General features: G+C 70.5%; 17 protein-coding genes. 5 read left to right on the forward strand and 12 right to left on the reverse strand.

Going from position 1 to position 21,648, the window contains the following annotated elements:
* Positions 1-22: 22 nt before the first annotated feature.
* The 3 genes from Ari01nite_RS06115 to Ari01nite_RS06125 all read right to left on the reverse strand — a co-directional run bounded on the left by Ari01nite_RS06115 (position 23) and on the right by Ari01nite_RS06125 (position 3,210).
* Positions 23-877 carry a carbohydrate ABC transporter permease gene (locus Ari01nite_RS06115; protein ID WP_203780053.1) on the reverse strand — a complete coding sequence of 285 codons (855 nt, stop codon included), beginning with the start codon at positions 875-877 and terminating at the stop codon, positions 23-25.
* On the reverse strand, positions 874-1,854 hold the full coding sequence (locus Ari01nite_RS06120) for a carbohydrate ABC transporter permease (protein WP_203780054.1): 981 nt from the start codon (positions 1,852-1,854) through the stop codon (positions 874-876). Before Ari01nite_RS06120 ends, Ari01nite_RS06115 begins: the two co-directional genes overlap by 4 nt.
* A gap of 66 nt (positions 1,855-1,920) precedes the next feature.
* Positions 1,921-3,210, reverse strand: coding sequence for an ABC transporter substrate-binding protein (locus Ari01nite_RS06125; RefSeq protein WP_203780055.1), 1,290 nt, complete (start codon positions 3,208-3,210; stop codon positions 1,921-1,923).
* A 295-nt stretch (positions 3,211-3,505) separates the two neighbouring features.
* Between Ari01nite_RS06125 and Ari01nite_RS06130 the strand changes: the two genes are divergently transcribed.
* Positions 3,506-4,519, forward strand: coding sequence for a LacI family DNA-binding transcriptional regulator (locus Ari01nite_RS06130; RefSeq protein ID WP_203780056.1), 1,014 nt, complete (start codon positions 3,506-3,508; stop codon positions 4,517-4,519).
* A 66-nt stretch (positions 4,520-4,585) separates the two neighbouring features.
* On the opposite strand, the gene Ari01nite_RS06135 is transcribed toward Ari01nite_RS06130, so the two are convergent.
* On the reverse strand, positions 4,586-7,219 hold the full coding sequence (locus Ari01nite_RS06135) for a putative bifunctional diguanylate cyclase/phosphodiesterase (RefSeq protein ID WP_203780057.1): 2,634 nt from the start codon (positions 7,217-7,219) through the stop codon (positions 4,586-4,588).
* A 173-nt stretch (positions 7,220-7,392) separates the two neighbouring features.
* On the opposite strand from Ari01nite_RS06135, the gene Ari01nite_RS06140 reads away from it, so the two are divergent.
* The 3 genes from Ari01nite_RS06140 (at position 7,393) to Ari01nite_RS06150 (ending at position 10,601) form a co-directional block, all read left to right on the forward strand.
* On the forward strand, positions 7,393-7,776 hold the full coding sequence (locus Ari01nite_RS06140) for a PH domain-containing protein (protein WP_239162501.1): 384 nt from the start codon (positions 7,393-7,395) through the stop codon (positions 7,774-7,776).
* A 67-nt stretch (positions 7,777-7,843) separates the two neighbouring features.
* Positions 7,844-9,010, forward strand: a complete 1,167-nt coding sequence (locus Ari01nite_RS06145; protein ID WP_203780059.1) for a PQQ-dependent sugar dehydrogenase — start codon at positions 7,844-7,846, stop codon at positions 9,008-9,010.
* Between the two features lie 40 nt (positions 9,011-9,050).
* Positions 9,051-10,601, forward strand: coding sequence for a metallophosphoesterase family protein (locus Ari01nite_RS06150; protein ID WP_203780060.1), 1,551 nt, complete (start codon positions 9,051-9,053; stop codon positions 10,599-10,601).
* Here Ari01nite_RS06150 and Ari01nite_RS06155 read toward each other — a convergent pair.
* From Ari01nite_RS06155 to gatB, 3 genes are all read right to left on the reverse strand, one after another.
* The gene (locus Ari01nite_RS06155) at positions 10,598-10,795 is read right to left on the reverse strand and encodes a helix-turn-helix transcriptional regulator (RefSeq protein ID WP_203780061.1); all 198 of its coding nucleotides are present in this window, start codon (positions 10,793-10,795) and stop codon (positions 10,598-10,600) included. The genes Ari01nite_RS06150 and Ari01nite_RS06155 overlap by 4 nt on opposite strands.
* Positions 10,795-11,196 (reverse strand): hypothetical protein, encoded by a 402-nt coding sequence (locus tag Ari01nite_RS06160; protein WP_203780062.1) that lies wholly within the window; start codon positions 11,194-11,196, stop codon positions 10,795-10,797. The genes Ari01nite_RS06155 and Ari01nite_RS06160 overlap by 1 nt, the downstream gene beginning before the upstream one ends.
* A 362-nt stretch (positions 11,197-11,558) precedes the next feature.
* Complete coding sequence (gatB, locus tag Ari01nite_RS06165) at positions 11,559-13,052, reverse strand: Asp-tRNA(Asn)/Glu-tRNA(Gln) amidotransferase subunit GatB (RefSeq protein ID WP_203780063.1); 1,494 nt, start codon at positions 13,050-13,052, stop codon at positions 11,559-11,561.
* A gap of 96 nt (positions 13,053-13,148) precedes the next feature.
* On the opposite strand from gatB, the gene Ari01nite_RS06170 reads away from it, so the two are divergent.
* A complete protein-coding gene (locus Ari01nite_RS06170; RefSeq protein WP_203780064.1) occupies positions 13,149-14,540 on the forward strand; it encodes a M1 family metallopeptidase in 1,392 nt (463 codons plus the stop codon).
* Between the two features lie 237 nt (positions 14,541-14,777).
* Here Ari01nite_RS06170 and Ari01nite_RS06175 read toward each other — a convergent pair whose 3' ends face one another.
* From Ari01nite_RS06175 to ligA, 5 genes are all read right to left on the reverse strand, one after another.
* On the reverse strand, positions 14,778-15,194 hold the full coding sequence (locus Ari01nite_RS06175) for an AAA family ATPase (RefSeq protein ID WP_203780065.1): 417 nt from the start codon (positions 15,192-15,194) through the stop codon (positions 14,778-14,780).
* A 26-nt stretch (positions 15,195-15,220) separates the two neighbouring features.
* Positions 15,221-16,684, reverse strand: coding sequence for an Asp-tRNA(Asn)/Glu-tRNA(Gln) amidotransferase subunit GatA (gene gatA, locus Ari01nite_RS06180; RefSeq protein ID WP_203780066.1), 1,464 nt, complete (start codon positions 16,682-16,684; stop codon positions 15,221-15,223).
* Positions 16,685-16,688: 4 nt separating this feature from the next.
* Positions 16,689-16,988 (reverse strand): Asp-tRNA(Asn)/Glu-tRNA(Gln) amidotransferase subunit GatC, encoded by a 300-nt coding sequence (gatC, locus tag Ari01nite_RS06185; protein WP_203780331.1) that lies wholly within the window; start codon positions 16,986-16,988, stop codon positions 16,689-16,691.
* A 90-nt stretch (positions 16,989-17,078) separates the two neighbouring features.
* On the reverse strand, positions 17,079-19,142 hold the full coding sequence (locus Ari01nite_RS06190) for a putative bifunctional diguanylate cyclase/phosphodiesterase (protein ID WP_438872135.1): 2,064 nt from the start codon (positions 19,140-19,142) through the stop codon (positions 17,079-17,081).
* 238 nt (positions 19,143-19,380) lie between these two features.
* On the reverse strand, positions 19,381-21,606 hold the full coding sequence (ligA, locus tag Ari01nite_RS06195; protein ID WP_239162543.1) for an NAD-dependent DNA ligase LigA: 2,226 nt from the start codon (positions 21,604-21,606) through the stop codon (positions 19,381-19,383).
* Positions 21,607-21,648 lie beyond the last annotated feature (42 nt).

The following is a 21,648-nucleotide window of genomic DNA, read 5'->3' on the forward strand; positions in this document are numbered from 1 at the left end:
GACACTCCTTGTCGGACGCCCGTCAGGACTTGACGGCGCCTTCCATGATTCCCCGGACGATCTGGCGTCCGCCGATGAGCAGCAGGATGATCAGCGGCAGGGTCGCCGCGAACGCGCCGGCCAGTACCCGGCGGTAGATCACGTAGTTGCCGCTCGCCAGGTCGGAGAGCGCCACCATCGAGGTGGGGAAGTCGGTGCCGTTCAGCGTGATGAGCGGCCACTGGAAGTCGTTCCAGGCCATCACGAAGGTGAGCAGGCCGAGCACCGCGAGAGCCGGCCGGATCGCCGGGACCACGATGCTCCAGTAGACACGCATCGTCAGAGCGCCGTCGATGCGGGCCGACTCGACCAGCTCGTCCGGTACCGCGTGGGCGATGAACTGTCGCATGTAGAACACGCCGAACGCGCTCACCAGGCCGGGGGCGATGACCGCCAGCAGGGTGCCGTTCCAGCCCAGTTCGCCCATCAGGATGTACAGCGCCACGACGCCCAGCTGGCTCGGCACGGTCAGGGTCAGGATCACCACGACCATGAGGGCGTTACGGCCCTTGAACCGGAGCTTGGCGAACGCGAAGCCGGCCAGCGAGCAGAAGAACAGCGTGGCCGCCGTGATCACGCTGGACACCACGAAGCTGTTGATCAGCGACGCGGTGAAGTAGACGTTCTGGAGGGTGAAGACCTCGTTCAGGTTGGTCATCAGCTCGCCGCCGGGGATCACCGACGGCGGGATGCTGGACACGGCCTCGTCGGTGCTCGTCGCGATGACGAACATCCAGTACACCGGGAACGCCGAGAAGAGCATCACGACGATCAGGCCCAGGTAGGTGACCGGTGTTCCCCGGGTGTCCTGCGGGGCCCGGTTCACGTATGACCTCACCGGTCTCCTCCGATGCGCTTGGTGAGCAGGGTGTTGACGCCGGCCACGATCAGGATGATCAGGAAGAGCGCCCAGGACATGGCGGCCGCGTAACCCAGGTTGAGGTCCTTCCAGCCGACCTTGTAGATCAGCTGCGCGATCGTCTGGAACTGGCCGTTCGAGCCGCCGGAGGCCGACTGCGGGTTCTCGTCGAACATCATCGGCTCGTTGAACAGCTGGAGTCCGCCGATGGTCGACAGGATCACGGTGAACACCACGACCGGCTGGATCATCGGCACGGTGATCTGCCAGAGCTGGCGCCACGGGCTGGCGCCGTCGACGGCCGCCGCCTCGTACACGTCCTTGGGGATCGACTGCATGGCCGAGAGGTAGAGCAGCGCGTTGTAGCCGATCCACTTCCAGTTGACCATCGTGGCGATGGCGATCCAGCTGCTCCACTTGAAGGCGCGCCAGTCGAGCGGGGCCTCCTCGCCGAAGCCGACCAGCGAGAGGAACCAGTTGGCCATGCCGTTGTCGCGCGAGAAGAAGACGGCGAAGACCAGGGTCGAGGCCACCACGGGGGTGAGGTACGGCAGCAGGACGCCAATCCGCCACCAGGTGGTCGCCCGCAGCTTGCGGTTCAGCAGGTTCGCGATGATCAGCGCGGCCAGCAGCTGCGGCACGCTGGACAGGATGAAGATGCCGAACGTGTTGTAGAGCGCGTTCCAGAAGTCGGAGTCGGTCAGCAGCTTCGTGAAGTTCTCGACGCCCGCCCAGCCGGTCTTCTCCGGGTCGTCCAGTCGCCAGTGCCGGAGGGACACGATCGCGTTGAAGATGATCGGGAACAACCCGAAGATCGCGAAGAGGATGAAGAACGGCGCGATGAAGATGTACGGGATCAGCTTGGTGTCGAAGCGATAGAGCCATAGCTTGGCCCAGCCCGGCTTCTTCGGGGGCGCCGCGTGTTGCGGCGTGGGCCTGAGCTGAGTGAGGGACACGGCCACTCCTAAGTAAGGCCAGAGCGGGGCGGCATCAGCCGCCCCGCTGCTGGGGTGTTCTTCAGATCAGGAGTTGGCGGCCTTCTCAGCTGCCTTCACTGCCTCGGCCCACGCGGCGTCGGACTTGAGGCCACCCTGCTGGACGCGGGTGATGACGTTCTCCACGGCAACGCGGGTCGGGCCGTTCTTCTTGCCCAGGTACTGCGGCTTGAGGGCCTCAGCGGTGGCGGCGAAGATCTGGCCGGTCGGAGCGTTGCTCATGAACTCGTGCTTGAACTCGAGCACGTTGGTGTCCTTGTACAGAGCCGGCTGCGACGGCAGGTTACCGACGGTCTTGAAGACCTCGATCTGCTGCTCGGGGGCGACCAGCCACTTCACGAAGTCGGCCGCGGCGTCGACGTTCTTGCCCTGGGCCGGAACGGTCCACCACGAGCCACCCCAGTTACCGCCACCGCCCGGGATCGCGGCGATGTCCCACTTGCCCTTCTGGTTGGGGGCGGTGGTCTGGATGTGGCCGAGCATCCACGCCGGGCAGGCGAGGACGGCGAACTGGTCCTTCTTGAAGCCCTGGTCCCAGTTCGGCTGGAAGCTGGCCAGGTTCGCCGAGATCTTGGCGTCGATCGCCTTCAGAGCCACGTCGAACGCGACCTTCGGGCCACCCTCCATCTGCAGCTTCTCGGACTCGTCAAAGAAGCCGACCGGCTGCTGGGCGAGCACCGGGTTGAACAGGTTGGTGCCGGAGTCGACGAACTTCTTGCCGGTCTTGGCGGTGTACTGCTTGCCGACCTCGATGAACTGGTCCCAGTCCGTCCAGAGCTTGCTGACCGCCTCGCGGTCCTTGGGCAGGCCGGCCTTCTCGAACAGGTCCGAGCGGTAGCACATGGCCAGGCCGCCGACGTCGGTGCCGAGACCGATCAGCTTGCCGTCCGCGGACTTCGCCAGGTTGTACTTCCAGGGCAGGTACTTCGCCTCGTACTCGGCGCCGCCCTTGTCCAGCAGGTTGACGAACTTGTCAGCCTGGGCCCGCATCTGCACGATGAAGCCCTCGTCGACCGCCGAGATGTCCGGCGCGCCGTTGCCGGCCACCAGCTTCTTCTGCAGGTCCTCGTGCTGGGCGTTGTACTCGCCCGAGTTGAGCTCGATCTTGATGTTCGGGTTGGCCGCCTCGTACTTCGTCTTGAGCGCGTCCAGGCCCATGTCGCCCCAGAAGGCGATCTTGAGCGTGATCTGGCCCTGAGCAGCCTTGTTGTCGCCGTCGCCCTCAAGGCTCTGGCCGCTACAGCCCGCCAGGGCCAGCGCCGTTGCAAGGCCTGCTGCGACAGTGACGCGCAGACCCCGTTTGCCAAGCCGTTCCATTGCGCCTCCACAGAGGAGTGAATTTACTGAACCGGGTAAGTTCAGGAGACGCTATGACGGGCCTCGACGAGTGTCAATAGCGTGTTACATGGTTGATTTCCTAACGTTGTCAGCGACGGATAAGTGGGTTGAAAACGACGTTCCGGACGATCGCAGTTTACAAACGGCCACGTGTCCCGTAACACTTAACCGATCAAGCCTTCCGCCCGCCGTCAGTCGATCTTGCCGCGCGGTAGCGTGAGAGCGCTCTACCGAATCGTCTGCCGGTAAGCTCTGCGGGAACAGAGGAGTCCGAGTGAAGCGGCCCACGATCGCCGACATCGCGCGGCGGGCTGGTGTGTCCAAAGGCGCTGTGTCGTACGCGCTGAACGGACAGCCGGGCGTCTCCGAGGCGACCCGGCAACGCATCGTTGCCATCGCCCAGGAGATCGGGTTCAACCCGAACAGCGCGGCCCGGGCCCTGTCCGGCGCGAGCGCGCGGGCCGTCGGTCTCACCCTCTGCCGGCCCGCCCGCATCCTCGGCATCGAGCCCTGGTTCATGGGCCTGATCAGCGGTTTCGAGGCCGAGTTGTCGGCCCGCTCATACGCGCTCACGCTGCAGGTGGTGGCCACCCCCGAGCTCGAGGTCGAGGTCTACCGAAGGTGGTGGGGCGAGCGCCGGATTGACGGCGTAATCGTTACCGACCTCCGCGAGAACGACGCCCGCGTCGACGTCCTGCAACAGCTCCAGCTGCCGGCCGTGGTGATCGGCGGCCCCGGCGAGACCGGCAAGATCCCGCAGATCTGGTCGGACGACGCCGGCGCGATCACCGAGGCGGTGCGCTATCTGGTAGCGCTCGGGCACCGCCGGATCGCCCGGGTCAGCGGTCTGCCCGGCTTGCTGCACACCCAGACGCGCACCCGGGCGTTCAACGACATCTGCGCCTCGGTGGGGCTCGAGGCGGTCACCATCCCGTCCGACTACACCGGCGAGGAGGGCGGCCGGGCAACCCGCCGTCTGCTGATCGGCATGGAACGGCCGACCGCGATCATCTACGACAACGACGTGATGGCGGTGGCCGGACTCGCGGTGGCGCAGGAGATGGGCCTGGCGGTGCCGGGCGATCTGTCCATCGTGGCCTGGGACGACTCTCCGCTGTGCAGTCTCGTGCACCCGCCGCTCACCGCGCTGACCCGCGACATCGCCGAGTACGGCGCGCATGCGGCCCGCGAGCTGCTGGCCGCGATCGACGGCAAGCAGGTCGGCAACGTCGAGGCCGGACCGGCCCACCTGACGCCGCGCGGCAGCACCGCACCGCCCCGCTACTAGACAGCTTCCGGACCAAGATCTGTCTGGGCCGGGGCAACGCCAGCACTCGAGGCCGGGCCCGGCTGCCTAGGCGCGGCGGGTCTCCAGATAGGCCTCGATGCGTTCGGCCGGCGCCGGGCGGCCCAGCGCGAAGCCCTGACCGAGCGGGCAGCCGGCCGCGGCGGCCCGCTCGATCTGCTCGCGGGTCTCCAGGCCCTTCGCCACGATCTCCAGGCCCAGCCGGCGGCCCAGGCTCACCACCACGTCGATCACCGCGGGACCGCCGCCGGTGCTCGCCTCGGACGACGTGTTGACCAGCGACGACGCCAGCTTGAGCATGTCCACCGGCAGCCGCCGCAGGTGCGACAGCGAGGCCTGGCCGGCGCCGAAGTCGTCCAGCGCGGCGCGCACGCCGAGCTTCCGCAGGCCGGACAGGGACGCCACGATGGCCGGCACGTCCTCGGCGATCCAGTCCTCGGCGACCTCCACCACCAGGCGTTCCGGCGCCAAGCCGTAGCGGCGCAGAGTGGCCGCCACCCGGTCCGGGAAACGCGCGGTGAGCAGCTCGCGCGGCGACACGTTGACCGACAGCCAGTACGAGTTGTCGCCGTCCGACCAGGCCGCCAGGTGTCTGCACGCGGCGTCCAGCAACCATTCGTCCAGCTCGGCGGCGATGCCCACGGCCCGGGCGATCGGCAGCAGTTCGGCCGGCAGGATCGTGCCGAGCTCGGGATGCCGCCAGCGCAGCAGCGCCTCGACGCCTACCGGCTGCTCGTCACGCAACCCCACGACCGGCTGGAAAACCAGGTCGAGCTCGCCCCGCTCGGCCGCGGAGAGCAGCTGTTTCTCCAGCTCCATGCGGCGGTTGAGGGCCATCTCGACATCCGGGTCGTACCACTCCACCCGGTCGTAGCCGAGCTGCCGGGCGCGCTTGCGGGCCAGGTCGGCGTGCCGCAGCACCTCGTCCGAGTCGGCACCACCGGCCAGCTCGGCAAGGCCGATGCTGGTGTGCAGGTCGACCACGGTGCCGGGCAGCTGATAGGGCTCGGCCAGCACGATCGCGATCCGGGTGGCCAGCGCGTACGCGAGCACCGCGCCGTCCGAGGTGAGCACCGCGAACTCGTCGCCGCCGAGCCGGGCCGGCACATCCTCGGCGGCGGCCAGGGTGCGGATCCGGCGGGCCACCTCGACCAGCACGGCGTCGCCGGTCTCCCGGCCGCGGCTGTCGTTGATCGTGGACAGCCCGTGCAGGTCGATCACCAGGAGAGTGCCCTGCTGACCGGCCCGCCGGCGGAACGCCAGCAGGTCGCGCATCAGCGCCCGGCGGTTGGCCAGCCCGGTGAGCTGGTCGGTGTACGACATCCGGTGCAGCGTGCGTTCCAGGTGCTTGCGCTCGCCGACGTCGCGGACGTGCACCACGAGCGCCGCCACCTCGGGCACCGCGCGCTGGTCGGAGATCGTCGACTCGGTGTCGCGCCACAGTTTCGCGCCGTCCCGCAGCCGGGCGGTGACCAGCGCGGGCGGGCCGTCGGCGTGCTCACCGGCCAGCACCACGTCGATCACCGCCTGGGCGGCCGGCACGTCGTCGGGGTGGATCAGGTCGCGGAACGTCCGGCCCAGCACCTCGTCGTCGCTGAGCCCGAACAGCCGGGCCGCGGCCGGCGACTGCCAGCTGATCCGCAGCCGGTCGTCGAGCACCAGGGTGAGGTCGGTGGCGCCGGCCACCAGCGAGCGGAAGTGCGCCTCGGCGGCCTGCAACCGGCCGGCGTACCGGCGGATGTCGCGGACCACCAGCAGCTCGCGCATCACCAGCACGCTGACCATCGCGATGCCGAGCACGATGCTGGTGGGATCGAAGTGGCGCACGGTGATCAGGTGGTACAGCGCGGCCAGCACGCCGACCGCGGCCGGGATCGCGAGCAGCGGATAGCTCGCGAGGTATTGGTCGGGGTGGCGCGGCTCGCGCGGCGGCGTCGGCAGGCCGCGGCGGCTGCCGCCCTCGGCGACCGCGGCCAGGCCGGCCACGACCAGCAGGCCGAGCAGCGGCAGAGCCGGGCCGCCGGCCGGCCGGTCCAGCGCCACCATGGTGGCCACGATGCCGAGCGCCACGATCACGGTGACCGCGCCGGCGCCGCAGCGGACCGTCGGCCGGCGCATCGGGCGGCCGCGCAGCACCGCCACGGTCGCCACCGAGACGCCCAGCGCACCGATCAGCGTGATCGGCATGGTGTCCGGGTGCTGGCCCGCCTTGACCGGCGGGATCAGGTAACCCGCGAAGGCGAGACTCACCCCGAGCCCGGCGCCGTCGAAGGCACGCCGCACCCGGGTCGCCCAGTCCGGGGAGCCGCCGGGCAGGAACAGCGTGCCGGTCGCGTACAGGATCACCGCCGTGCCGAACCCCGCGGTGACCCAGACCTGCGCACCCGGGGGTGACCAGGCGGGCACCATCGTGGTGAGCCCGGTGACCAGCGCGGCCAGACCCACGAAGCCGGCGCCCCGGCAAGCCACGAAGGTGCCGTCGGAGTGGTGGATGGCGAGCGCGGCGCGGATCAGCAGCAGGCCGGCCCAGAGCGCGGTGCCGCCGACCCCGATGGCGAGGGCGAGGGCCGGCGGGGTCCAGCCGAGCACGCCGGCAAGCAGCACGACGACCGCGACCACGGGGACACTGAGCAGCACCACCCGGTCAATGGGCCGGGCGGCCGCGGGGGACGGCTCTGCCACGTCGACGGATCCTCTGCGCTGTTAGGGGGCGCTGCCTGGAATCAACGAACATCCCTCGAACAGGTTACGGCCGAGCGGTTCCGCTGTGCACCCGCAGATCGTCGAGTATGGACGGATGTGGGGGTAACCCGGCCGAACGCAGCAGCACAGCTGCCGGATGGGACAATGCCCCGGTGAGACAGAAGCCCCTGCTGCGCCTCCGCAAGAGCGGCGCGCTCCTGGTCGCCGCCGTGATCGCGTTCGTCGGCGCGGCGCCGATCGCGGGGACACGGTGGGCGTTCACGCCGCTGCTGCTGATCCCGGTCGCGGTCTTCGTCTGGGCGTGGCGGGCCGGCACCGACGTCTACCCCGACGAGTTGCGGGTCAAGGCACTGCTCGGCAGCACCTCGGTGCCCTGGTCCCGGATCACCGAACTGGCCCCCGACCCGAACGGTCAGATCTCCGCCCTGCTCGACAACGGCAACGTGATCCGGCTGACCGGGGTGACCCGCGACAACCTGCCCCGGGTGCTGGCCGCCGGCCAGCAGGAAATGGGCGAAACCCCGACCAACCCGTAACGTGATCATCGGGGGCTTCCCAGGTGACGCCGCTACCCTGGGGTGCGTCAACGTCGAGGGAGGTCGCGTGCGCAAGCAGTCCCGCCGGGTCCGGGCCGTGGCGGCGTCGCTCGGTGCCGTGCTGGCGCTGACGACGGCCTGCAGCTTCGGCCCGCCGGACGCCGACCAGCAGGGTGCACCGCCCAACCTCCCGACCCCGTCCGCGGACGCGTCGACCGGCACCGAGCCGCAGGGCGATCAGGAGGTCGCCGTCACCATCCTGGCCAAGGGCCTCGAGGTGCCGTGGGGCATCGCGTTCCTGCCGGACGGCGGTGCCCTGATCACCGAGCGGGACACCGGCCGCATCCTGCAGCTCGGCCCCGAGTCCGACGCCAAGGGTCTCAAGGTCACCGAGGTGCAGCGGCTCGAGGAGGTGCAGGCGTCCGGCGACGGCGGGCTGCTCGGCATCGCGGTCTCGCCCAAATACGAGACCGACAAGACGGTCTACGTCTACTACTCGACGGCTAAGGACAACCGGATCGGCAAGCTGGTGCTCAAGGGCAAGCTGCAGCCGATCCTCACCGGCATCCCGCGCTCCCGCAACGACAACGGCGGCCAGCTGGCGTTCGGACCGGACGGCTTCCTCTACGCCGGCACCGGCGACGGCACCAACGGCACCCAGGCGCAAAACCAGAAAAGCCTGGGCGGCAAGATCCTGCGGATGACCACGGCCGGCAAGCCGGCGCCCGGCAACCCCACCAAAAACTCGCTGGTCTGGTCGCTCGGCCACCGCAACGTGCAGGGCATCGCCTGGGATCAGACCAAGCGCATGTACGCGACGGAGAACGGCCAGCCCAAATCCGGCGAGCTCAACGTGATCGTCAAGGGCAAGAACTACGGCTGGGCCCGGTCGGACGGCGCGGGCACCGATCCGAAACTGACCAACCCGCTGTACAGCTGGCCGATCGCCGACTCGTACTGCGCCGGCGTGGCCGCCCTGGAGCAGACCCTGGCCACCGCTTGCCTGCTCGGCAAGCGGCTCTGGCTGCTCAACATCACCGAGAACGGCACCGTGCTGGGCTCTCCCCAAGCCCTGCTGAACGGCGAGTACGGCCGCCTGCGCGGCCTGGTCGCGGCTCCCGACGGCTCGCTGTGGGCGAGCACGTCGAACCAGGAGGACGGCGGCTCCCCCACCCCCGATGACGACCGCATCATCCGCCTGGTCTTCTCGGACGGCGGCGCCGGCCGCAGCTGATCCGTTTGACGACTCCGGGCTCTGGGCAGGTGAGCCGCTGATGACCTTCGACTACCCGGCGTGGCTGCGGCGTGCCGCCGCGACCGCCGCCGACCTCTATCGCCACCGCTGGACCCGGCGGGGCGCGGTCGCCGCCGCGGTCGGCCTGGTCAGCATCGGCGGGGTGATCATCGGCACCATGCTGTTCGCGCACGCGGGCGTCAGCGTCGGCCCGTTCCGCGCCGAGATGTCGATCAGCCCGTCCGTTCTGGGCGGCACCGAGGTCGACCTGCCACCGCTCGGGTCGCTGCACCTGGACAGCCACGACGGCCCGCTGCACCTGACGGTCAACCTGGCCGCGCTGGACCAGTCCCGGACCGAGGCGCTGATCGACAACCCGGCCGCGATCAGCTCGGCTGGCGAGAACGCGGTTGCCGACGTCCGCATGGGGGTCATGCGCCTCGGCGTACGGACCCTGGGAATTTCGGTCCTCAGCGCCCTGATCCTGTCCACCTTGATCTTCCGCAACGTCCGCCGGGTGGCGGCCGCCGGCGTGACCGCGCTGGTGGTCACCGCGGGCAGCCTGGGCCTGGCGTTCGGCACCCTGCGCCCCGACTCGATCGCCGAGCCCCGCTACGAGGGACTGCTGGTCAACGCGCCCGCGGTGGTCGGCGACGCCCGCCGGATCGCGGACAACTACGGCCGCTACGCCGACCAGCTCCAGCAGATCGTCAGCAACGTGAGCCGCCTCTACACCACGGTCAGCTCGCTGCCGGTGTACGAGCCGGCCGGCAACACCACCCGCCTGCTGCACGTCTCCGACCTGCACCTGAACCCGAGCTCGTGGGGCCTGATCCGGACGGTGGTGCAGACCTTCGACATCGACGCGGTGATCGACACCGGCGACATGGTCGACTGGGGCAGCAGCGCCGAGACCAACTACGCCAGCTCGATCCCGTCGGTCGGGGTGCCGTACCTCTACGTGCGCGGCAACCACGACTCGGGCGCCATCCAGGCGGCGGTGGCCCGGCAGCGCAACGCGGTGGTCCTGGACAACACGACCACCCAGGTGGGCAACCTGACGATCGCGGGCATCGGCGACCCCGAGTTCACCCCCGACAAGTCCGAGGAGCCCACCGAGGAGGACGCGACCTCGCCGCTGCTGCTGGCCGGTGACCAGCTGGCGACGACGATCCGGCGCTCGGACAAGCCGGTGGACATCGCGCTGGTACACGATCCGGCGATGGCGCCTCCGCTGAGCGGGGTGGTGCCGCTGGTCCTGGCCGGGCACATGCACCAGCGGCAGGTGAGCATCATGCCGGAGCCGGTTCCGGTGTCGCCTTCGCCCACCCCGAGCGCGCCCGCGGGGGATGAACTGCCGGTGCAGACGCGCCTGATGGTCGAGGGTTCGACGGGCGGCGCCGGCCTGCGCGGCCTGGAAAAGGAAGACCCGACGCCGCTCATGCTGTCGGTGCTCTACTTCGACGAGAATCGCCAGCTCAAGGCCTACGACGACATCCAGGTGGGCGGCACCGGCGAGTCCAACATCGAGATGCAGCGAAACGTGATCGGCGCGGAGCAGCCGCCGTCTGTTTCGCCCTCGCCTTCTTAGGCCCGCTCCGGCATGAAGATGTCCTCGATCCGGCAGTCGAGCGCGAAGGCCAGGTTGAAGGCGACCTGAAGGCTGGGGTCATACTTCCCGTTCTCAATGGAATTGATGGTCTGCCGGGACACCCCGATCGCGCCGGCGAGCCGCTCCTGCGTCCATCGGCGTTCGGCCCGCAGCACCCGGAGGCGGTTCTCCATCAGCGGTACCGGTTGAGGCGGGCGGCCTGCGCCACACTCCACGAGACAAGACCGAAGAACAAAACCCAAGGAGCAAGGAGCCGCGGTACGTCTGCAAAGGCGTCGACAATCCCGTAGGTGAGCACGCCCCCCATCGTGATCCAGAACGCGAGCGCCGAGGCTTCGACGTTGACGGTGCGCTCCAGCCCGTCCCGCCGCAGTGCCGAACGCCCCACGACCGCGGCGGTGAGCATGAGCCCGCCGGTGGCGACGGCCGCGAGAGTCGCAGCGGCCCACGTGGGCACCGCCTCAGCCAGGACCACCAACAAAACCGCGCCCGAGATGCCACCCACCCAGACGACAACGCCGGCCCAAACCAGCAACGACTCCCTGCCGGTCAGTTCCCGAACTCCGCTAGCCATGCTCCCGATAGTCCAGTCACCTTGACTAAATGTCAAGCGTCCTTGTCATCCCGGTAGGCCGGACATCGACGTTGTCGAGTTAGCGAGCCCAGCAAGCAGCAGACCCCTTAAGATCGCGTTTTCCGTGCCGGCAGAACGCGCTCATTGTCGCGATGTCCGGCCAGCAACGCCGGAATGTGAGACCTGGTTCCACAGCTCGGCCTGGGCCGCCCAGCGTGGCGGGCGCGGGCGTGGCGGGCGCCGACGCGGCGGCGGGCGCCGCGGATGGCGCGGCACGACTGCCGCAGACGCGCAGCTGAAGGCCGGGCGCGCGGCGGATGGTGGCGGCGCGACTGCTTAGGGGCTGAGGCCCTGCCGGGTGGCTAGGTGAGGCGCTCGAGGATCAGGTCGCGGACGGTTTTGGCGTCGGCCTGGCCTCGGGTGGATTTCATGACGGCGCCTACCAGGGCGCCGGCGGCTGCGTGTTTGCCGTCTCGGATTTTGGCGGCGATTTCGGGGTTGGCGGCGATTGCTTCGTCGACGGCGGCGGCGATGGCACCGGAGTCGGAGACCACCTCCAGGCCTCGGGCGGCCATCACCTCGGTGGGGTTGCCCTCGCCGGCCACTACGCCCTCGAGGACTGCGCGGGCCAGCTTGTCGTTGAGCTTGCCCTCGTCGACCAGCTTTTGCAGTTCGGCCACCTGGACGGGGGTGGCGCCCACCTCGGCCAGGTCGACGCCGGTTTCGTTGGCGCGGCGGGCCAGCTCGCCCATCCACCACTTGCGGGCGCCGGCGGGGCTGGCGCCGACGGCGATGGTCTGCTCGATCAACTCGACGGCGCCGGCGTTGGCCACCGACTGCATGTCGGTTTCGCTGATGCCCCACTCCTCGCGGAGGCGGGCCCGCTTGGCCGACGGGCGCTCCGGGAGCGCGGCCTTGAGCTCGGCCACCCACGCCTTGTCGGGGGCGATCGGGACCAGGTCGGGCTCGGGGAAGTAGCGGTAGTCGGTGGCGGTCTCCTTGGAGCGGCCGGAGCTGGTGTCGCCACGGTCCTCGTGGAAGTGACGGGTCTCCTGGACGATGCGGCCGCCGCCGTCGAGGACCGCGGTCTGGCGGATGATCTCGGAGCGGACGGCGCGTTCGACGGAGCGCAGCGAGTTGACGTTCTTGGTCTCGGTGCGGGTGCCCCACTCCTCGCCGGGCTTGTTGAGCGAGGTGTTCACGTCGCAGCGCAGCGAGCCCTGCTCCATCCGCACGTCGGAGACGCCGAGCGAGCGGATGATGTCACGCAGCTCGGTGACGTAGGCGCGGGCCACCTCGGGAGCCAGCGCGCCCAGGCCGGGGACCGGCTTGGTCACGATCTCGACCAGGGGGATGCCGGCCCGGTTGTAGTCGACCAGGGACTCGGTGGCACCGTGGATGCGGCCGGTCGCACCGCCGACGTGCAGCGTCTTACCGGTGTCCTCCTCGAGGTGGACACGCTCGATGCCGATGCGGTAGGTGGTGCCGTCGACCTCGACGTCGACGTAGCCGTCGATGCACAGGGGCTCGTCGTACTGTGAAGTCTGGAAGTTTTTTGGCATGTCGGGGTAGAAGTAGTTTTTCCGGGCCATCCGGCACCAGGCGGCGATGTCGCAGTTGAGCGCGAGGCCGATGCGGATGGTCGCCTCGATGCCGGCGCGGTTGGCCACCGGGAGAGAGCCGGGCAGGCCCAGGCAGACCGGGCACACCTGGGTGTTGGGCTCGGCGCCGAAGTCGGTGCGGCAGCCGCAGAACATCTTGGTCTGCGTGCCCAGCTCGACATGCGTCTCGAGGCCGATCACCGGTTCGAACCGGGAGATGGCGTCCTCGTACGTCGGCAGCGCGATGGTGGTCATGCGGTGAGCTCCCAGACTGGACCCGGAATTTCTTACGGTGTTCAGGGTAGTGGGCGGCACCGACGGTTTTTCGCGGACCCGGGGTACGGTCCGGCCATGGACCGATGGCTGCGCGCCGCAGTGGCCGTGCTCGCGCTGCTCACCGGCTGCGCGGAGACACCGGCCGCGCCTGCTATCCCGGTGCCGGCCCGGCACCCCGGCACGTCGGTCCCGGTGGCCGATCCGCTCTATCCGGGGCACGGCAATCCTGGGCTGGACGTGCTGCACTACGACCTCGACCTGGCCTGGGATCCGCGGGCGGGCACGCTCACCGGCACCGCCACGCTGCGGATCCGGCCCACCGTGGACGCCGCATCCGTCCGGCTCGACTTCCAGCCGTACGAGATGATCGAAGTTGAAGTTGACGGTGTTGCGGTCCCGGCCGGCGTGACCGGCGAGAAGCTGACGGTGCCGGTGGCGGTGACCAGGGATCGGCCGGTCACGCTCGTGGTCGGCTACCGCGGCCGGCCGAGAACCACGCCGATGCCGTCGCACCGCACCGACACCGAGCCGCTGGGCCTGACCGTCACCCGCGACGGTGGGCTGTGGACCATGCAGGAGCCGTACGGGGCCTACACCTGGTACCCGGCCAACGACCACCCGTCCGACGAGGCGCTCTACGACATCGCGGTGACCGTCCCGGCCGGCTGGACGGCGATCGCCGGTGGCACCCCGGCCGGCGTTGACGGACGAACATTCCGCTACACCAGCGCCGACCCGGTCGCGACCTACCTGCAGACGCTGGCCGTCGGCCGCTACCGCAAGCTCACCGCGACCGGCCCCGGCGGTGTCCCACTCACCTACTGGTACCGGCCCGGCGTCGACGAGCGGCTGCTGCCGGCCCTGCGGAAGTCGCCGTCCCACCTGTCGTTCCTGGTCGAGCGGTTCGGGCCGTATCCGTTCCCGACCGGCGGCGTCGTCCTGGTCGACTCGGCCTCGGCTATGGAGACCCAGCAGATGATCACGATGGGCGGCCGGGTCCGTGCGGACCGCTTCGACCAGGATCTGCTGCATGAGTTCGCACACCAGTGGTTCGGCAACTCGGTCACCCTGACGCACTGGGCCGACCTGTGGCTCAACGAGGGCTGGGCGATGTACGCCCAGCTGCTCTACGACCAGTCCCTCGACGGCTACAGCGACGACGAACTCGAGAAACGCCTCCGGGAGCGGGACGCCGCGCCGCGGAAACGGCTCGGACCGCCGGCCTGGGCCAAACCGGGGTACTTCGCGGAGAGCAACGTGTATCTGTGCCCGGCGGCGATGCTGAAGGAGGTGCACGACCGGCTCGGCGATCGACGCTTCTTCGCGCTGGCGACGGCGTGGGTGCAGACGCAGCGGAACACGCAGCAGGACCGGGCGTCGTTCACCACGTTCGTGAACCGGCAGACCGGGGAGGATTTCACGGCGCTGATCGACGCCTGGCTGGACTCACCGACGACGCCGGCCTGACCGGCTCACCGCCGCCGGTAACCGAAGCCGGTCAAAGCCTCGATGGTGCGCTCCCCGTACAGCGGCAAAGGACGGCACGGTGAGCAGCAGGCCAAGGAGATCGACTCGGCAATCTCCTGAGGAAGGGCAGGAACCGGTCGTCGGAAACGCCCTCGGCGATCAGCGCCGATCGGAGATACCGCATCAGGCCTCCAGGGCCGGTGTCCAGAAATCCGGCGTACCGTGCCCGGTCACCGATCAGCCGGTGGGCCAGATCGGGAACCGCTCGCGCCACTTGTCCTCGGCCGGCGACAGGGCGCGTACGGACTCGGAAATGACGAACGGCCGGAAGCCGGCCGGCACCTCACGAAGCTCGATGGCCAGTTCGTAGCGGAGACGGGTCGCGGCCACCCGCCGGGTCTCGCCGAAGGCGTCCGTGATCTCCCGGTCCAGCCGGCCGTCGGCGTCGCGGTGGAACAACTCCAGCAGGTGCCCGCGCGCGTGCTGGGACGCCTCCAGGACCGGCTCGGTCGCCAGCCGGGAGAGGAAGCGGAGCGCATCGAACAGGTTGGACTTTCCGGCACCGTTCCGTCCCAGCACCACCAGGAACGGCGGCAGATCCAGGGCGAAATCGCGGAACGTCTTGAACCCGTCGATCTCGATCCGAGTGAGCACTCCCGCTCCTCTCCCGGCAGCGACCGTTACAGCTCGGGCGGGGTCAGCGTGCCGACTGCGGACTCCAGGGCCGCGGCCACCCGGTACATCCGGTCGTCGGCCATGGTGGGCGCCATGATCTGGAAGCCGACCGGCAGACCCTCGGACAGGCCGGACGGCACCGAGATGGCCGGGCCGCCGTACAGGTTGGTGGGGATGGTGAACAGGTCGGCCAGGTACATCTGGTACGGGTCCGAGGTGCGCGACCCGAACGGGAAGGCCACGAACGGCGTGGTCGGCGAGACCAGCACGTCGGCCTGGTCGAAGGCCCGCTGGAAGTCGCGGGTGATCAGGGTGCGGACCTTTTGCGCCTGGCCGTAGTACGCGTCGTAGTAGCCGCTGGACAGCGCGTACGTCCCCAGGATGATGCGGCGCTTGACCTCCGGCCCGAAGCCGGCGTCGCGGGTCAGCGACATGACCTCCTCGAGCGAGCGGTTGCCGTCGTCGCCGACCCGCAGGCCGTAGCGCACGCCGTCGAAGCGGGCCAGGTTGGACGTGCACTCGCTGGGGGCGATCAGGTAGTACGCCGGAAGCGCGTACTGGAAATGCGGGCAGGACACCTCGACCACCTCGGCGCCCAGCTTGACCAGGGCCTCCAGGCTGTCCCGGAAGGAGGCCGCCACGCCGGGCTCGGAGCCGTCGCCGGCGAACTCCTTGACCAGGCCGAGCTTGACGCCGGTGAGGTCGCCGCCGGCGCCCAGCCGGGCCGCGGCCACCACGTCGGGCACGGCCTGCGGGATCGAGGTGGAGTCGCGGACGTCGTGCCCGGCGATCGCGGCGTGCAGCAGGGCCGCGTCCTCGACCGAGCGGGCGCACGGGCCGGGGGTGTCCAGCGAGGAGGAGAACGCGATGAGGCCGTAGCGCGAGGTGCCGCCGTAGGTGGGCTTGGCGCCGACCGTGCCGGTGACCGCGCCGGGCTGGCGGATCGAGCCGCCGGTGTCGGTGCCGATGGCCAGCGGCGCCTCGTAGGCCGCGATGGCCGCCGCGCTGCCGCCGCCGGAGCCACCGGGGATGCGGCCGAGGTCCCACGGGTTGTTGGTGGGGCCGTACGCGCTGTATTCGGTGGAGGAGCCCATCGCGAACTCGTCCATGTTGGTCTTGCCGAGCATGACCGTGCCGGCGGCGCGCAGCCGCTCCACGATGGTCGCGTCGTACGGCGGGCGCCAGCCCTCGAGGATCTTGGAAGCGGCCGTGGTGGGCACGCCCCTGGTGGCGATCACGTCCTTGACCGCGACCGGCACGCCGGCCAGCGGGCCGGTGACCTCGCCACGGTCGACCCGCTCGGCCGCGGCGATCGCGCCCTCCCGGTCGACGTGCAGGAAGGCGTGGACGCGCTGGTCGACGGCCTCGATCCGGTCGAGGTGGGCCTGGGCGACCTCGACCGCCGAGACCTCCCTGTTCTTGATCTTGGCGGCGAGTTCGACCGCCGACATCCGGGTGAGATCGGCCATCGGGTCAGTCCTCCTCGTCCAGGATCCGCGGCACCCGGAAGCGGCCCTCGAACGCATCGGGCGCGCCGGACAGCGCCTCCTCCTGCGTGAGGCTCGGCAGCGGGACGTCGTCGCGGTACACGTTGGTCAGCGGCACCGAGTGCGAGGTCGGCGGGATGTCGTCCGCGGCCACCTCACCGACCCGCGCCACCGACTGGAGGATCACGTCGAGCTGCCCCGCGAACTGATCCAATTCCTGCTCGGTCACGGCGAGCCGCGACAGGCGCGCGAGATGCGCGACCTCCTCGCGGGAGATGGCGGCCATCATGCCCCTACTTTCTCGAGTCGTGCGCTGACCGCACGAGTCTATTTCGCCCCGCGGAAGGGCCGTCCGGCGGGACGGTGCCATCACCCGTTACGGCAGGGGCAGGGCCATCGGCGCCGGTCCGGGGCGCACCGGGCGGTAGCGGGACAGCCAGGTGGCCAGCTCCGCGGTGGGCATCGGGCGGGCGTGGAACCAGCCCTGTGCGGCGTGGCAGCCGGACGCGGCCAGCAGGCGCCAGGTGCGTTCGTCCTCGACGCCCTCGGCCACCGCCCGCAGGCCGAGCGCCTCGGCCAGGTCGATCACCGAGCGCACGATGGCGGCATCACCGCGGTCGGTGGACATGCCGAGCACGAACGAACGGTCGATCTTGACCTCGGCCAGCGGCAGCCGGCGCAGATGCTGCAACGACGAGTAGCCGGTGCCGAAGTCGTCCAGCGAGATGGCCACGCCCATCCGGTCGAGCCGGGTGATGGTGTTGAGGACGCGGTGCGGGTCGGCCATCAGTGCACTCTCGGTGATCTCCAGCTGGAGCAGGTCGGCCGGCACGCCGTGGTCGCGCAGCAGCGCCTCGACCCGGTCGGCGATGTCGCCGGCGTGCAGGTCGCGGGCGCTCACGTTGACCGCGGCGCGCAGCGGCCGGCCGGCGTCCCGCCAGACCGCGAGCTGGGCCACCACGTCGTGCAGCACCCGGCCGGTGAGCAGCCGCATCACCGGCGTCAGCTCGGCCACCCGGATCAGCTCCTCGGGGCCGACCAGCCCGCGCTCCGGGTGCTGCCAGCGCAGCAGGGCCTCGACGCCGACCACCTCGCCGGTCGCGATGGCGATCTGCGGCTGGTAGAAGAGCACGATCCCGTCGTCGGCGGCGTCCTCGCGCAGCGCCCGGCGCAGGTCGGCGAGCAGGGTGAGCCGGTCCGGCGAGTGGTGGGCGGCGTCCGGGCCGTAGACCGCGACCTGGTCGCCGCGCTGCTTGGCGTCGTACATGGCGGCCTCGGCCTGGCGCAGCAGGGTGGCGCTGTCGGCGGCCGGGCCGTGCTGGAGCGCGATGCCGATCGACGCGGTCACGTCGATCGGGGTGCCGTCCAGGGCGAACGGCCGGTTGAGCGCCTCGGCCAGGTGGCAGGCGATCCGGCGGGCCTCGGGTGCGCCGTCGACGCGGGTGGCGAGCACCGCGAACTCGTCGCCGCCGAGCCGCACCACCAGGTCGTGGGCCGGCACCACGGCGGCCAGCCGGCGGGCCACCTCGATCAGCAGCCGGTCGCCGACGCTGTGCCCGAGCGCGTCGTTCACGGTGCGGAACCGGTCGAGGTCGAGCAGCAGCAGGGCGCGGCCGGTGCCGGGCTCGCTCACCGAGGCGTTGAGCGCGCGCCGGTTGGGCAGGCCGGTGAGTGAGTCGACCCGGGCGGCCCGCTCGTATTCGCCGACCGAGCGCACCATCCGGTGCACGGCGTGCAGCGCGAGCAGCACCAGCGGCACGAAGGCGAGCCCGACCTGGGCGGTGGCCAGCACCACCGGGCCGAGCAGGAGCAGGGCCGCGGTGGCCAGCACCTCGATGCTGCGGCGCCGAGCCGGCCCGTGGCGGCGGTGCGAGCCGAGCCGGGCCACGATCGCGGCCAGGCCGTAGCGGGCCAGAATCCAGGCGCTGGCCGCGGCCACGGTGAGCAGGGCGTCGTCCCAGTCGGGCTCGGGGGCGATCCGCAGCGAGGCCAGCGCGGCCACCACGGCGGCCGCCCCGATCGCCACCGCATGCTGCAGCGCGAGGTGCAGGGTGCGACGGGCCGCCTGGCGCATCCGCATCCCGGCCACCGTGACCGCGACCAGCTGCACCGCCAGCGCCGCGGCGAAGCCCCAGGCGAGCGCGATCGCGAAGGTGAAGCAGATGGACGGCAGGATCACCGAGCTGGCCCGGCGACCGGCCAGCACGTACGGCCGGGCGTCCACCACCACGGCCAGCGCCGCCATCAGCCAGTACGCCGTGGGCAGCGCGGCGAAGGTCGGAGCCGAGCAGGCCCACAGCACCCCGTCGGCCGCGGCGACCGGCAGCGCCGTGAACAGCGCGGCCCGGCGCCGCCGCGGGCCGGCCAGCCGCTCCGCGGACGCCGACTCCCCCGGGACACGACCGCCGGACGTGCGGTTGCGGGGGCGTGCGGCATCCATGCGACCTCCACAATGGGGTGGATCAACCGATCTTTTTCACCATAGATCCGCATTGTCCGGTCATCGCGAAACCGCTTCGGCGTTATCAAATCGGCATACGCCCTTAAACGCTCATTCTCCGCAAATTACGCCATATGGGTGACCCTCCGCTCAGCGCCGGTCCCTCCGGGTCGGCGCCGGGTCACTCCGGCAATTCGGCGTCCTTTTCGACGCCCCCTTCGTCGTGCTTCGCGGCGTCCTACTCGGCGCTCTTCTCGTCGCCCGGCTCATCGCCGGCCACCTCGGCCACCGCACGGGCCGCCTCGGGACCGTCGGCCAGCAACACCGCGAAGCCCCCGTCGTCGAGCACCGGGACCTTGAGCGCGAGCGCCTTGTCGTATTTGCTGCCGGGGTTGTCGCCCACCACCACGAACGCCGTCTTTTTGGACACCGAGCCGCTCACCTTGCCGCCGCGTGACGTGATCGCCTCGGTGGCCTGGTCGCGCGAGTGGGTCGCCAGCGTGCCGGTGACCACCAGGGTCATCCCCTCGAGCGGCCGCGGGCCGTCGTCGACCCGCTCGTCGGCCATCCGCACCCCGGACTCGCGCCAGCGACGCACGATCTCGCGGTGCCAGTCGACGGTGAACCACTCGCGCAGGCTCACCGCGATGGTCGGCCCGACCCCCTCGACCGAGGCCAGCACGTCGGGCTCGGCCTTGGGCCTGCGTTTCGTGGCCTCCTCGTCCTCGGCCGGCTCGGCGGGCGGGGCCGGTGCCGGCCGGGCCACGATCTCCTCGATCGCGTCCATCGAGCCGAACTGCCGGGCCAGCGCCTGCGCCGCGGTGGGGCCGACGTGCCGGATGGAGAGCGCCACCAGCACCCGCCACAGCGGCTGGGATTTCGCCTTCTCCAGGTTTTCCAGCAGGCGGACCGCGTTGCTGCCGAGGCTGCCGTCCTGGTTGACGAAGAACGGCGACAGCCGGAGCTTTTCCTCGGTGAGGGCGAACAACTCGCCCTCGTCGGTGATCACGCCGGCGTCGAGCAGGGCCTGACCGGCCTTGTAGCCCAGGACCTCGATGTCGAACGCCCCGCGCCCGGCCAGGTGGAACACCCGCTCACGCAACTGCGCCGGGCAGGACCGGGTGTTGGGACAGCGGATGTCGACGTCGCTCTCCTTGGCCGGGGCCAGTGTGGTGCCGCAGGACGGGCAGTCGGCCGGCATCACAAACGCGCGGGCGTCGTCGGGCCGCAGGTCGATCACCGGGCCGAGCACCTCGGGGATCACGTCGCCCGCCTTGCGCAGCACGATGGTGTCACCGATCAGCACACCCTTGCGCTCCACCTCGCGGGCGTTGTGCAGGGTGGCCTGGGCGACCGTGGAGCCGGCCACCTTGACCGGTTCGAGCACGGCGTACGGCGTGACCCGCCCGGTGCGGCCCACGTTGACCGCGATGTCGAGGAGCTTGGTGGTGACCTCCTCGGGCGGATATTTGTAGGCGATGGCCCAGCGCGGGGCCCGGCTGGTCGAGCCGAGCCGGCCCTGGATCGCCACCGAGTCGACCTTGACCACCACGCCGTCGATCTCGTGCTCGACGTCGTGCCGGTGCTCGCCGTAGTACTCGATGAACCCGCGCACGCCGGCCATGTCGTCGACCAGCTTCCAGCGGTCGCTGGTCGGCAGGCCCCAGCCTTTCAAGGCCTCGTACGCGTGTGACTGCGAGGCCGGGGTGAAGCCGGCGCGGGCACCGATGCCGTGCACCACCATGCGCAGGCCGCGGGACGCGGTGATCCGCGGGTCTTTCTGCCGGAGGCTGCCGGCGGCCGCGTTGCGCGGGTTGGCGAACGGGGCCTTGCCCTGCTCGACCAGCGACGCGTTGAGGTCGGCGAACGCCGCCACCGGGAAGTAGATCTCGCCGCGCACCTCGAGGAGGTCGGGCGGGTTGTCGCCGGCCAGCCGCTCGGGGATCTCGCGGATGGTGCGCACGTTGGACGTGACATCCTCGCCGGTGCGCCCGTCGCCGCGAGTCGCGCCGCGCACCAGGCGGCCCTTTTCGTAGGTCAGGTTGATCGCGAGACCGTCCACCTTGAGCTCGCACAGGAACTGGACCGGCCCGCCCGCGTCGCGCAGGGTGCGCTCGGACCAGGCCGCCAGCTCGGCCTGGTCGAACACGTTGTCGAGCGACATCATGCGCTCGGCGTGCTCGACCGGGGTGAACAGCGTGGAGAACGTGCCGCCGACATTCTGGGTGGGCGAGTCGGGGGTGCGCAGCGCCGGGAACTCCTCCTCCAGCGCCTCGAGCTCGCGCAGCATCTTGTCGAACTCGGCATCCGACACGGTGGGCGAGTCGAGCACGTAGTAGCGGTATTGGTGGCCGCTCACCTCGTCGCTCAGCTCGGCATGCCGCGTGCTGGCCGCGGGCGTCGGGTCCTTGCCCGCGGCGGCCTCCTGCTCGGCGGTCGGCCGGCCCTCGGCGATGGCCTCTATGGCGGCCTCGGACACCTCGGTCTGCTCTGCATCGACCACCGG

The organism is Paractinoplanes rishiriensis, from assembly GCF_016862375.1.
GTDB lineage: Bacteria > Actinomycetota > Actinomycetes > Mycobacteriales > Micromonosporaceae > Actinoplanes > Actinoplanes rishiriensis.

Excerpts from the sequence above, each read along its gene's own strand:
- Ari01nite_RS06125 (WP_203780055.1), bottom strand. The coding sequence starts at position 3,210 with ATGGAACGGCTTGGCAAACGGGGTCTGCGCGTCACTGTCGCAGCAGGC.
- Ari01nite_RS06150 (WP_203780060.1), top strand. The coding sequence starts at position 9,051 with ATGACCTTCGACTACCCGGCGTGGCTGCGGCGTGCCGCCGCGACCGCC.
- Ari01nite_RS06155 (WP_203780061.1), bottom strand. The coding sequence starts at position 10,795 with ATGGAGAACCGCCTCCGGGTGCTGCGGGCCGAACGCCGATGGACGCAG.
- Ari01nite_RS06160 (WP_203780062.1), bottom strand. The coding sequence starts at position 11,196 with ATGGCTAGCGGAGTTCGGGAACTGACCGGCAGGGAGTCGTTGCTGGTT.
- gatB (WP_203780063.1), bottom strand. The coding sequence starts at position 13,052 with ATGACCACCATCGCGCTGCCGACGTACGAGGACGCCATCTCCCGGTTC.
- Ari01nite_RS06170 (WP_203780064.1), top strand. The coding sequence starts at position 13,149 with ATGGACCGATGGCTGCGCGCCGCAGTGGCCGTGCTCGCGCTGCTCACC.
- gatA (WP_203780066.1), bottom strand. The coding sequence starts at position 16,684 with ATGGCCGATCTCACCCGGATGTCGGCGGTCGAACTCGCCGCCAAGATC.
- gatC (WP_203780331.1), bottom strand. The coding sequence starts at position 16,988 with ATGGCCGCCATCTCCCGCGAGGAGGTCGCGCATCTCGCGCGCCTGTCG.
- Ari01nite_RS06190 (WP_438872135.1), bottom strand. The coding sequence starts at position 19,142 with ATGGATGCCGCACGCCCCCGCAACCGCACGTCCGGCGGTCGTGTCCCG.